The following is a 12,061-nucleotide window of genomic DNA, read 5'->3' as shown; positions in this document are numbered from 1 at the left end:
TTGAAAGTCAGCGCCGGGGTGCGCGCGAGGTAAAGAAGCGTTGCAGCAAACAGAAGACGAACAGCAGCGCACCGACGACGATGCGCGTCCACCACGAGCTCAGCGTGCCGTCGAATGAAATGAGCGTCTGGATGATCCCGAGCATCAGCACGCCGAACAGCGTGCCCGCCACATAGCCCACACCGCCCGTGAGCAGCGTGCCGCCGATCACCACCGCTGCGATGGCGTCGAGCTCCAGCCCTATCGCGTGCAGGCCGTAGCCAGAGAGCATGTAGAAAGTGAAGATCACGCCCGCCAGCGCCGAGCAGAAGCCCGAGAGCGTGTACACGCCAATGAGCGTGCGGCGCACCGGCAGGCCCATCAACATTGCCGAATGCTCGCTGCCGCCAATGGCGTAAACCGCGCGGCCGAAGGGCGTGCAGTGCGCAATGAAAATCGCCGCCAGCAGCACCACGATGGCGATCACCGCGCTGATCGACACCGAGGCCTCGCCCCAGATGGGAATGCGGATCTGCGAGACCTCCGAGTAGAACTCGTTGGTGATGCTGATCGAGTCGATGCTGATGAGGTAGCACAACCCGCGCGCCAGGAACATGCCTGCCAGCGTGACGATGAAAGGCTGCAGCCGGAAGCGTTCGATGAGCAGCCCCATGAATGCGCCGAAAGCCGTGCCCATCACCAGCACCAGCGGAATCACGATGCCCGGGCTCCAGCCGTGCTTCTCGACCAGTGAGGCAGACACCATGGTGGTGAGCGCGATCACCGAGCCCACCGACAGGTCGATGCCGCCCGAGAGGATCACGAAGGTCATGCCCACGGCAACGACGATCAGGAAGGCGTTGTCGATCAGCAGGTTGAGGAACACCTGCGCCGAGAAGAAACCGTCGTAGAAAACAGACCCCAGCGTCGCCACCAGCACGAACAGCGAGATGGTCGCCGCCAGCGGCAGGTACTTCGGGTTGAGCCTCTTGCTCCCTTTCCCCTGTGTCCCGCGCGCGGGAGAGGGCTGGGGTGAGGGTGTCGCGTCGATCACCGCACTCATGACCGGGCTCCTTCATGCGCCGGCCGCTGCACCAGCGACCGCACTTCCGCCCTGAACTCGGGCGACTGCAGCAGCATCACCGCGAACACCACGCCGGCCTTCACCACCAGGTTGATCTCCGGCGGCACCCCCAGCGAATAGATCGCATAGGTCAGCGTCTGGATGATGAGCGCGCCGATCACGCTACCCACCAGGCTGAAGCGCCCACCAGTCAGCGCAGTGCCGCCCAGCGTCACCGCCAGGATCGCATCGAGCTCGATCAGTTGACCTGCGTTGTTGCCGTCAGCGCTCTTCACGTTGGAGCTGATCAGCAGCCCCGCCACGCCCGCGCAAGCACCGCAGAAGGCATACGCGCCAACAATCAGCCGCCGCGCCTGCACGCCCGCCACACGCGCCGCCGTCGGGTTGATGCCCACAGCCTGGATGAACAGCCCCAGCGCCGTGCGCGTGATCGCCAGATACAGCAGCACGAACACCGCCGCCACGATGAACAACGAGAACGGCAGCCCCAGCAGATAACCACTGCCGAGGAAGAAGAAGGGCTTGTAGTAGATCGTGATGATCTGCCCATCGGCAATCAGCTGCGCAATGCCGCGCCCGGCCACCATGAGGATCAGCGTCGCGATGATCGGCTGCATGCCTACCTTGGCCACCAGCAGACCGTTCCACAGCCCGCACAGCAGCGCAATGCCGATGGCCGCGAGGATCGCGAGCGACATCGGGAACCGGCTCACGTCATTGGCCACCGAGCCGCCGATCATCCAGGCCGCGAGCGCCGCCGCGATGGCGACCACCGCACCCACCGAGATGTCGATGCCGCGCGTGGCGATCACCAGCGTCATGCCCAGCGACACCAGCACCAGTGGCGCGGCGCGGTTGAGGATGTCGATCAGGCTGCCGTAGAGATGGCCTTCTCGCCATTCGAGATGCAGGAAGCTGGAGTTGAAGGCTGTGTTGACTGCGAGCAGGAGCAACAGCGTGATCAGTGGCCACGCAAGTCTGTGGCGCATTGCGTTCGCCAGGCGGTTGTGGTTTTTGTCGGCCATGGTCAGTTGCTCCGGCACGCGTTGTATTCGGGGCGTGTGTGAATGACACCGGGTGCTCCCCTCCGCGAATGTCTCCCGTCGACGTGATCGCGCCCCAAGGACAGGAGGTTGTTCATGCCGCAGCAATCATTTCGTAGACCTCGTCCTCGGAAGAGCCGCCCGGCAGCTCTCCTACCTTCTTCCGGTCCCGCAACACCACGATGCGATGCGCCACCCGCACCACCTCGCTCATCTCCGACGAGATGAAGATCACCGCCATGCCCGCCTTCGCGAGCCTCAGAATTTCTTCCATGATTTCCTGCTTGGCCGCCACGTCGATGCCGCGCGTCGGCTCGTCGAGAATCAGCAGGCGCGGCTCGGTCGCGAGCCAGCGCGCGATCATCGCCTTCTGCTGGTTGCCGCCGGAGAGCAGGCCGATGGGGGTCTCGACACTCGCGGTCTTGATGCCGAGCGACTTGACGAAGCGCTCGGCCATCTCGGTCTGCTCGGCGTGCGACAGGAAGCGCCGCGTGCCCAGGCGTGCCTGCAAGGCAAGCGCAATGTTCTCGCGTACCGAGAGTTCGGCGACGATGCCATCGGTCTTGCGTTCCTCAGGACACAGCGCAAGGCCTTCACGGATTGCGTCGGCTGGATTCGAAAAGCTGACAGCGCGGCCGTCGACCTTGAGCACACCACGGTCCGGCGACTCCAGCCCGAACAGCAGCCGCGCGAGTTCCGTGCGTCCCGCGCCCAGCAGGCCCGCGATACCAACGACCTCACCGGCACGCACGCGCAAGTCGGTCGCCTGCAGTTGCCCGGCCTGCCCCAGACCTTCGGCCTGCAGCAAGGCCGGCGCAGCCTCGTCGAACGCAGGCAGCGCAGCAGGCCGTGCCGATTGCGCCGCCAGCTCACGCCCGAGCATCGCGGCAATCAGCGCCTGCGGCCCGAGATCGGCCACGCGCCACTCCCCGATCCAGCTGCCGTTGCGCAGCACCGTGATGCGGTCCGACACCGCGTACATCTGGTTGAGGAAGTGCGTCACGAAGACGATGGCCAGTCCCTCGCCGCGCAGCCTCCGCAGCACTTCGAACAGCTTCTCCACTTCGTCGTCGTCCAGGCTCGACGTCGGCTCGTCGAGGATCAGCACTTTCGACGACACGCCCAGCGCCCGCGCGATCGCCACCATCTGCTGCACTGCCACCGAGTAGCTCGACAGCAGCCGCGTCACGTCGATGTCGAGCCCGATGCGCGCCAGCAGTTCTTCGGCGCGCCGGTTCACGCAAGCCCAGTCGATGCGAAAGCCTTGTGCCACGCCGCAGCGCGGATAGCGCCCCGCGAACACGTTCTCCGCCACCGACAGGTTCGGGCACAGGTTCACCTCCTGGTAGACCGTGCTGATGCCCAGCTTCTGGGCCTCCAGCGGCGAATGCGGGTGAATCTGCTGGCCGTCGAGGAATATCTCGCCACCGCTCGACGGCAGCACGCCCGTCAGCACCTTGATCAGCGTCGACTTGCCCGCGCCGTTCTGCCCCATCAGTGCGTGGATCTCGCCCGGGTACAACCGCAACTGCACATCGCGCAGCACCGGAATGCCGCCGAACTGCTTGTGGATACCCTTGAGCTCCAAGACGGGCGAGAGAGTGTGGTCGTCAGCCATGTACAGCCGTCACTTGTTCTTGTTGTAGACGTCGATGAACACCGCCGCCAGCAGCACCAGCCCCTTGATGACCTGCTGGTAGTCGATGCCGATGCCCAGAATCGACATGCCGTTGTTCATCACGCCCATGATGAAGGCGCCGATCACCGCGCCCATCACCCGGCCCACGCCGCCCGAGGCCGATGCGCCGCCGATGAAACAGGCCGCGATCACGTCGAGCTCGAAGCCCAGGCCCGCCTTGGGCGTGGCCGTGTTGAGCCGCGCCGCGAACACCAGGCCCGCCAGCGCCGCCAGCGCGCCCATGTTCACGAAAGTGAGGAACGCAAGCCGCTGCGTCTTCACGCCCGACAGTCGCGCCGCCTTCTCATTGCCGCCCAGCGCATAGATGCGCCGGCCGATGGTCGTGCGATTGGTGACGAAGTCGTACACCACGATCAGCACCGCCATCACGATCAGCACATTGGGCAGGCCCTTGTAGGTCGAGAGCAGGTAGCTGAAGAACAGGATGATGGCGGCGAAGAACAGGTTCTTCACCAGGAAGAAGGCATACGGCTCCTGCTCCATGCCGTGCGCCGCCAGCTTGGCGCGCCCGCGCAGCTTGAAGAACACCAGCGCCGCGGCGGCCAGCGCGCCCACCACCAGCGAGGTGGTGCGCAATGCATCGCCACCCAGCGGATCAGGAATGAAGCCCGAGCTAAGCCGCTGGAACTCCACCGGGAACGGCCCCACCGACTGCCCCGCCAGCAGCGCCAGCGTGAGCCCCTTGAACACCAGCATGCCCGCGAGCGTGACGATGAACGAAGGGATCTTGCGGAACGCCACGAACCAGCCCTGCGCCGCACCGATGACTGCGCCCGCAAGAATGCTCACGATGGCCGTGGGCACGAAGTGCCACTCGTACTCCACCATCAGCACCGCAGCCAGCGCCCCGATGAAGCCGCACACCGAGCCCACCGACAGGTCGATGTGCCCCGCCACGATCACCAGCAGCATGCCCAGCGCCATGATGACCACGTAGCTGTTCTGCAGCAGCAGGTTGGTGAGGTTCAGTGGCCGCAACAGCGTACCGTCGGTCAGAACCTGGAACAGCACCATGATCGCGACCAGCGAGATCAGCATGCCGTATTCGCGCAGGTTGTTCTTCAGGAAACCGACATGCAGCTTCGGCGCTTCGGAAGCGGGAATGGCGGCCTTCACCGCGTTGACTTCAGGCTGCGACATGAACCGAACTCCCCGCACTCACGATGGCATGCATGATGCGTTCCTGCGAGGCCTCGGCGGCCGGAAACTCGGCGACGAAGCGCCCCTCGTTCATCACGTAGATGCGGTCGCACATGCCGAGCAGTTCCGGCAGTTCCGAAGAAATCATGAGAATGCCTTTGCCCTCGCTCGCGAGCTGGTCGATGATGGTGTAGATCTCGTACTTGGCGCCCACGTCGATGCCGCGCGTGGGCTCGTCGAGAATCAGCAGCTCGGGCTTGGTGAAGAGCCACTTGCTCAGCACCACCTTCTGCTGGTTGCCGCCAGACAGGTTGACCACCAGCTGCTCGACGCCCGAGCAGCGGATGTTGAGCGCCTTGCGGTACTCGTTGGCCACCTTGAATTCGCGCCCGTTGTCGATCACCGAAGACTCGGAGATCGCATCGAGATTCGCCAGGCTGATGTTCTTGCGGATGTCTTCCTCCAGCACCAGCCCCAGGCCCTTGCGGTCTTCGGTGACGTAGGCGATGCCGTGGTCGATGGCCTTGCGCACCGTGCTCACGTCCACCTGCTTGCCATGCATGAACACCGAGCCGCTGATGCGCTGCCCGTAGGACTTGCCGAACACGCTCATGGCCAGCTCGGTGCGTCCCGCGCCCATGAGGCCCGCAATGCCGACGATCTCGCCCTTGCGCACGTTCAGGCTCACGCCCTTGATCTGCTCGCGGTCGGCATGCAGCGCATGGTGCACGCGCCAGTCGCGCACCTCGAACACGGTCTCGCCGATCTTCGGGTCGCGCTGCGGATAGCGGTGCGCCATGTCGCGCCCGACCATGCCGCGGATGATGCGGTCTTCGCTGATCGCCTGCCGCGCGCAGTCCATCGTCTCGACCGTGGCGCCGTCACGCAGCACGGTGATCGAATCGGCCACCTTGGCGATTTCGTTGAGCTTGTGCGAGATGAGGATCGACGCGATGCCTTGGCGCTTGAGCTCCAGCAGGAGCATCAGCAGCGCATCGCTGTCGTTCTCGTTCAGGCTGGCGGTGGGCTCGTCGAGGATCAGCAGCTTCACCTCCTTGGCCAGCGCCTTGGCGATTTCCACCAGCTGCTGCTTGCCCACGCCCAGGTCGGTCACCAGCGTGGTCGGCGGCTCCTTCAGGCCCACCTTGGCGAGCAGCTCGCGCGTCTTCGCATAGGCCGCAAACCAGTCGATCACGCCGCCGCTGGCAATCTCGTTGCCCAGGAAGATGTTCTCGGCAATGGACAGCAGCGGCACCAGCGCCAGTTCCTGGTGGATGATGATGATGCCCAGCTTCTCGCTGTCGGCAATGCCCCGGAAGCGGCGCAGCTCGCCCTCGAAATGGATCTCGCCGGTGTACGAGTCGCACGGGTAGACGCCGCTGAGCACCTTCATGAGCGTCGACTTGCCCGCGCCGTTCTCGCCGACCACTGCGTGGATCTCCCCGGCGCGCACGCTGAGGTTGACGTTGCTCAGCGCCTTCACGCCGGGAAACGTCTTGGTGATGCCACGCATCTCGAGGATTGCACCAGCATCGGCGATGCTGCTTTCGATGCTCACTTGATCTGGCTTTCCTTGTAGTAGCCGCTGTCGACCAGCACGGTCTTCCAGTTCGATGCATCCACGCTCACCGGCTTGAGCAGGTACGAGGGCACGACCTTGATGCCGTTGTTGTAGGTCTTGGTGTCGTTCACCTCGGGCGTCTTGCCCGAGAGCATGGCGTCGACCATGGCCACCGTGACCTTGGCCAGCTCGCGTGTGTCCTTGAACACGGTGGAGGTCTGCTCCTTGCGCAGGATCGACTTGACCGAGGGCACCTCGGCGTCCTGACCCGACACGATGGGCATCGGCTGCGAGCCCGAGCCGTAGCCCACGCCCTTGAGCGACGACAGGATGCCGATGGACAGGCCGTCGTACGGCGACAGCACCGCGTCGACACGGTCCTTGGTGTAGTAGGCCGACAGCAGGTTGTCCATGCGCGCCTGCGCCACCGCACCGTCCCAGCGCAGCGTGCCGACCTTGTCCATGCCCATCTGCTTGCTGCGCACCACCAGCTTGCCGCTGTCGATGTAGGGCTTGAGCACCGAGAGCGCGCCGTTGTAGAAGAAGAAGGCGTTGTTGTCGTCGGGCGAGCCACCGAACAGCTCGATGTTGAACGGGCCCTTGCCGCTCTTCAGGCCCAGCGCCGCTTCGATCGACTGCGCCTGCAGCACGCCGACCTGGAAGTTGTCGAAGGTGGCGTAGTAGTCGACGTTCTTCGAACCCTTGATGAGCCGGTCGTACGCAATGACCTTCACGCCCTTGTCGGCCGCCTTCTGCAGCACGTCGGACAGCGTGGTGCCGTCGATGGCCGCAATCACCAGCACCTTCGAGCCCTTGGTCACCATGTTCTCGATCTGCGCGAGCTGGTTCGGGATGTCGTCGTCGGCGTACTGCAGGTCGGTCTTGTAGCCCTTGTCCTTGAAGTACTTGACCATGTTGGCGCCGTCGGCAATCCAGCGGGCCGACGACTTGGTGGGCATCGAGATGGCGATCAGGCCCTTGTCCTGCGCGTTGGCCAGCGGCGTGAAGCCGACGATGGCGAACGCGATGCCCGCGAGAGAGGCTTTGAGGAATTTGCGTTTCATGGGTGTGGGCTCTCAGTACTTGCGATTGGGAAACTCTTTCGCGGCAACTTCCATCGGGAAGATGCCCTCGACCGTCACGATGCGCTTGGGCAGCGTCTTGCCGTCCTTGATGTCTTTCACGGCCTGCATCAGCTGCGGCCCGAGCAGCGGGCTGCATTCGACGGACACGTTGAGCTTGCCGGCGATCATGGCTTCGAAGGCGCCCTTCACCCCGTCGATGGAGATGATGGTGATGTCCTTCGCCGGCTTCAGGCCGGCTTCCTCGATGGCCTGGATCGCGCCGATGGCCATATCGTCGTTGTGCGCGAACAGCACATTGATCTTCTTGCCCTCGGCCTTCAGGAAGGCTTCCATCACTTCCTTTCCCTTGGCGCGCGTGAAGTCGCCGGTCTGCGAGCGGATGATCTTGAACTTCGGGTCGGCCTTGATGATTTCCTCGAAGCCCTTCTTGCGGTCGATGGCCGGGGCCGAGCCCACGGTGCCCTGCAGCTCGACGATGTTCACTTCGCCCTTCTGGTCCTTCATCTTCTCGACCAGCCAGCGGCCCGCCTTGCGGCCTTCCTCGGTGAAGTCGGAGCCCATGAAGGTCACGTAGAGCGAGTCGTCCTTGGTGTTGACGGAGCGGTCGGTCAGCACCACCGGGATCTTGGCGGCCTTGGCCTCGCGCAGCACCGTTTCCCAGCCCGACTCCACCACCGGCGAGAACGCGATGACGTCCACCTTCTGCGCGATGTACGAGCGGATGGCCTTGATCTGGTTTTCCTGCTTCTGCTGCGCATCGGAGAACTTGAGATCGATGCCCGCCTCCTTGGCCGACGACTTGATCGACTCGGTGTTGGCGGTGCGCCATTCGCTCTCGGCCCCCACCTGCGCAAAGCCGAGCACCAGTTTTTTCTGCGCGAGCGCAGAGATGGGCAGCATGCCACTGAGGGCAGCGGCGGCGAGCGCGGTGTTGAGGGTGCGGCGATTCATGGTCATGGAATGTCTCCTTCTGTTGACTTGCTTGTTGAGAACCGGTTTTCGTCGCGGCTCAGGCCAGCATGTAGCCGGTCTTCACCGTCGTGTAGAACTCCGCGGCGTGGCGCCCTTGTTCGCGCGGCCCGTAGCCCGACCCCTTGCGGCCGCCGAAGGGCACGTGGAAGTCCACCCCCGCGGTCGGCAGATTGACCATCGTCATGCCGACCACGGCATGGCGCCTGAAATGCATCGCGTGCTTCAGCGAATTGGTGCAGATGCCCGCGCACAGGCCGAAGGGCGTGTCGTTGCACAGCGCGAGCGCTTCGTCGTAGTCGTCGGCGCGCAGCACGCAGGCCAGCGGGCCGAAGATTTCCTCGCGCGCGATGCGGTGCGAGGGCTTGGCCAGGAACAGCGCGGGGCTCATGTAGTGGCCGACGGTGGCGCGCTCCAGCGCCTCGCCGCCCCACACGTGCTCGGCGCCTTCTTCGCGCGCCACGTCGACCCAGGCGAGGTTCTGCGCCAGGCGTTCTTCGTCGGCCACCGGGCCGATGTCGACGCCGCGCTCCAGCGCGTGGCCGATCTTCAGTGTCTTGAGCCGCTGGCGCAGCTTTGCGACGAAGGCGTCGTGCACCGCCGCTTCGACGATGAGCCGGCTCGACGCGGTGCAGCGCTGGCCTGCCGAGAAGTACGCGCCCTGCACCGCGCAATCGACGGCGCGGTCGAGGTCGGCGTCGGCCAGCACCACCAGCGCGTTCTTGCCGCCCGTCTCCAGCTGCACCTTGGCGCGCCTCGCGGCAGCGGCCTGCAGGATGCGCTCGCCGTTGGCCATGGAGCCCGTGAAGCTCAGCGCATCGACCAGCGCGCTGTCGACCAGCGCCTGCCCCACTTCGCGGCCGCTGCCCATCACGAGGTTGAAGGCACCGGCCGGCAGGGCCGCGCGGCTGATGATCTCGGTCAGCGCCCAGCCGCAGGCCGGCACCAGTTCGGCCGGCTTGAACACCACGCTGTTGCCATGGGTCAGCGCGGGCGCGATCTTCCAGGCCGGAATGACGAAGGGCGAGTTCCACGGCGTGATGAGCCCCACCACGCCGACCGGCTCACGCGTGACGTCGACCTGCACGCCCGCGCGCACCGAGGCCACGTTCTCGCCCCCGCCGCCACGCAGGGCTTCACCCGCGAAAAACTTGAAGATCTGGCCCGCGCGCGCCACTTCCGCAACGGCCTCGGGCAGGGTCTTGCCCTCTTCGCGCGCCAGCAGCAGGCCCAGGTCGTCCTTGCGTGCGAGCAGCTCGGCGCCGATGCGGTCGAGCACGTCGGCGCGCCGCTGCGGCGTGCTGTGGCTCCAGTGGGGAAAGGCCTCGGTGGCCGCGCGGATGGCGGCCTCGGCCTGGCGGCGATCGGCACGTGCGTACTCGGCCACCACTTCGCTGGTGTCCGAGGGATTGGCGCTCACACCCGTGGTCGCGCTGGTTTCCCAGCGGCCATTGATGTACTGCCGCACGTTCTGATGGAGCTCGCCGTGAATCACCGGGGCGCGGACCTTGTCTCTGTTGTTTTTGGAGTGCTGCGAGTCTATGAATAGATTTGATATCAATCCAATCGTTTTTTAAGCAAAATGGATATCGATCATCGGATTCTGGAAAACCCGATCAGTCCTTCGTTTCAAGAGACGACATGACCAACTACAACCACTGGTTCATCCGCGCCCGGCTCAAGACCCGGCAACTGCTGCTGCTCGTGGCCCTGGCCGAGGAAGGCAACATCCACCGCGCGGCGCAGGTGCTCAACATGACGCAGCCCGCCGCCTCCAAGCTGCTGAAAGACCTGGAAGACGTGCTGGAGGTGCCGCTGTTCGACCGCCTGCCGCGCGGCATGCGCCCGACCTGGTACGGCGAGACCATGATCCGCCACGCCCGCGTCGCGCTCGCGAGCCTGAACCAGGCGCACGACGAACTCACCGCGCTCAAGGCCGGCCGCTTCGGCCAGGTGAGCGTGGGCGCCATCACCGCGCCGGGCCTCACGCTGATGCCGCCCGCCGTGGCCATGGTGAAGCGCGAACAGCCCGACCTGCGCGTGTCGCTGGAAATCGAGACCAGCCCGGTGCTGATCGAGCGGCTGGAGCAGGGCAAGCTCGACATCCTGGTGGCGCGCCTCTTCGCCGAGCACGACAAGTCACAGCTGCGCTATGAGGCGCTGACCGAAGAGCCCGTGTGCGCGCTGGTGCGCCCCGGCCATCCGCTGCTGGGCGTGAGCGGGCTCACGCTGCGCGACGTGGTGAGCGCCGGCTGGATCGTGCCGCCCGCGGGCAGCGTGCTGCGCCACCGCTTCGAGCTGATGTTCCAGGAAGAAGGGCTCGCGCCGCCGACCAACACCATCGAGAGCTCGGCCCTGCTCTTCATCACACGCATGCTGCAACAGAGCGACATGGTGGCCGTGCTCGCAACCGACGTGGCGCGCTACTACGCCGCGCACGGCATCGTGTCGCTGCTGCCGCTGGACATGCCCTGCCACATGGACGCCTTCGGCATCATCACGCGCACCGACCGGCTGCTGTCGCCGGCGGCGAAGGTGATGATGAAGGCGCTGAAGACGGCCAGCATGAGCGTCTACGGACGCAAACTCGAGATCGATTGACCGGATTCATTCGCGGAATGCCGCGGAACCGGCTTTGCCGGGCCGCTGGCATTGCCCCCGGCGAGGGGGTCGGCGAAGCGACACGAAGTGCGCGAAGCCTGGGGGAGTGCCTGATTACGTCCAGCCAGCGTCGACGGTGAACTCTTGCGCCGTGCACATCTTCGCGTCGTCAGACGCGAGGAACAGCACCATGCGCGCGATGTCTTCCGGCATCAGCTTGTCGGGCAGGCACTGGTTGCGCTGCAAGGCCTTCTCGCCCTCTTCATCGAGCCACAGCTTCACCTGCCGCTCGGTCATCACCCAGCCGGGCGACACGGTGTTGATGCGGATGCGGTCGCGGCCCAGGTCCACCGCGAGCCCGCGCGTGAGCCCGTTCACCGACGACTTGGCAATTGCATAGCAGGGGTAGCCCGATCCCTTGGTCTGCCAGCCCGTCGAGCCCAGGTTGACCACCGCCCCGAAGCCCAGCCGCTTCATACCCGGCATCACCGACTGGATCGCGAACAGCGCGGGCCGCTCGTTGATGGCCATGCGGTTGTCGTAGTAGTCGGGCGTGACCGATTCGAGCGTGTGGCGGTCGTCGCTCGCCACGTTGTTGACCAGCACTGCGAAGTCGCCGAGTTCGGCGGCCGCGTCGGCAATGGCTTTCTGCAGCGCGGCGATGTCGCGCACGTCGCAGGCGCGCCACCATGGCGCCGCGTGGCCGGCCTCTTTGATCTGCTGCGCGAGCGCCGCGCTGGCGCCCTCGGCAATATCGACGAAGGCTACGCGCGCGCCCTGCGCAGCAAAAGCAGCGACGATGGCCGCACCAATGCCGCTGCCGCCACCGGTGACGAACACTGTGCGGTCCTTCAGGCTGGGATGAATGGAAAGCTGGGGGGAATTCAAGAAAAGTCTCCG

The 12,061-nt window shown here is 65.2% G+C and carries 10 protein-coding genes; 1 reads left to right on the top strand and 9 read right to left on the bottom strand.

Going from position 1 to position 12,061, the window contains the following annotated elements:
- Positions 1-7 precede the first annotated feature (7 nt).
- The 8 genes from yjfF to ACTG4X_RS07275 all read right to left on the bottom strand — a co-directional run bounded on the left by yjfF (position 8) and on the right by ACTG4X_RS07275 (position 10,055).
- Positions 8-1,042, bottom strand: a complete 1,035-nt coding sequence (gene yjfF, locus ACTG4X_RS07310; RefSeq protein ID WP_354339142.1) for a galactofuranose ABC transporter, permease protein YjfF — start codon at positions 1,040-1,042, stop codon at positions 8-10.
- The gene (locus ACTG4X_RS07305) at positions 1,039-2,088 is read right to left on the bottom strand and encodes an ABC transporter permease (protein WP_097200897.1); all 1,050 of its coding nucleotides are present in this window, start codon (positions 2,086-2,088) and stop codon (positions 1,039-1,041) included. Before ACTG4X_RS07305 ends, yjfF begins: the two co-directional genes overlap by 4 nt.
- 112 nt (positions 2,089-2,200) lie before the next feature.
- Positions 2,201-3,724 carry a sugar ABC transporter ATP-binding protein gene (locus ACTG4X_RS07300; protein WP_097200041.1) on the bottom strand — a complete coding sequence of 508 codons (1,524 nt, stop codon included), beginning with the start codon at positions 3,722-3,724 and terminating at the stop codon, positions 2,201-2,203.
- 9 nt (positions 3,725-3,733) lie between these two features.
- A complete protein-coding gene (mmsB, locus tag ACTG4X_RS07295) occupies positions 3,734-4,945 on the bottom strand; it encodes a multiple monosaccharide ABC transporter permease (RefSeq protein WP_093076010.1) in 1,212 nt (403 codons plus the stop codon).
- Positions 4,932-6,458: a multiple monosaccharide ABC transporter ATP-binding protein gene (gene mmsA, locus ACTG4X_RS07290; protein ID WP_093050256.1), complete on the bottom strand. Its 1,527-nt coding sequence runs from the start codon at positions 6,456-6,458 to the stop codon at positions 4,932-4,934. Before mmsA ends, mmsB begins: the two co-directional genes overlap by 14 nt.
- Before the next feature lie 41 nt (positions 6,459-6,499).
- Positions 6,500-7,570, bottom strand: coding sequence for a multiple monosaccharide ABC transporter substrate-binding protein (gene chvE, locus ACTG4X_RS07285; RefSeq protein WP_093048199.1), 1,071 nt, complete (start codon positions 7,568-7,570; stop codon positions 6,500-6,502).
- 12 nt (positions 7,571-7,582) lie between these two features.
- On the bottom strand, positions 7,583-8,548 hold the full coding sequence (locus tag ACTG4X_RS07280; protein WP_093048196.1) for an ABC transporter substrate-binding protein: 966 nt from the start codon (positions 8,546-8,548) through the stop codon (positions 7,583-7,585).
- A 52-nt stretch (positions 8,549-8,600) separates the two neighbouring features.
- Positions 8,601-10,055, bottom strand: a complete 1,455-nt coding sequence (locus ACTG4X_RS07275) for an aldehyde dehydrogenase family protein (protein WP_440533529.1) — start codon at positions 10,053-10,055, stop codon at positions 8,601-8,603.
- A 146-nt stretch (positions 10,056-10,201) separates the two neighbouring features.
- Here ACTG4X_RS07275 and ACTG4X_RS07270 point away from each other — a divergent pair, with 146 nt between their 5' ends.
- Entirely contained in the window at positions 10,202-11,161 is a 960-nt protein-coding gene (locus ACTG4X_RS07270; protein ID WP_093048190.1) for a LysR family transcriptional regulator, read from the top strand.
- A gap of 114 nt (positions 11,162-11,275) precedes the next feature.
- Here the strand turns inward: ACTG4X_RS07270 and ACTG4X_RS07265 are convergent, their stop codons facing one another.
- Positions 11,276-12,049, bottom strand: a complete 774-nt coding sequence (locus ACTG4X_RS07265; protein ID WP_440533528.1) for an SDR family NAD(P)-dependent oxidoreductase — start codon at positions 12,047-12,049, stop codon at positions 11,276-11,278.
- Positions 12,050-12,061: the final 12 nt, after the last annotated feature.

It is taken from the genome of Variovorax sp. YR566, assembly GCF_051992195.1.
Classification (GTDB): Bacteria; Pseudomonadota; Gammaproteobacteria; order Burkholderiales; family Burkholderiaceae_C; genus Variovorax.
The sequence above is the reverse complement of the archived record's forward strand: the minus strand, read 5'-3'. Positions and strand labels throughout refer to the sequence as shown.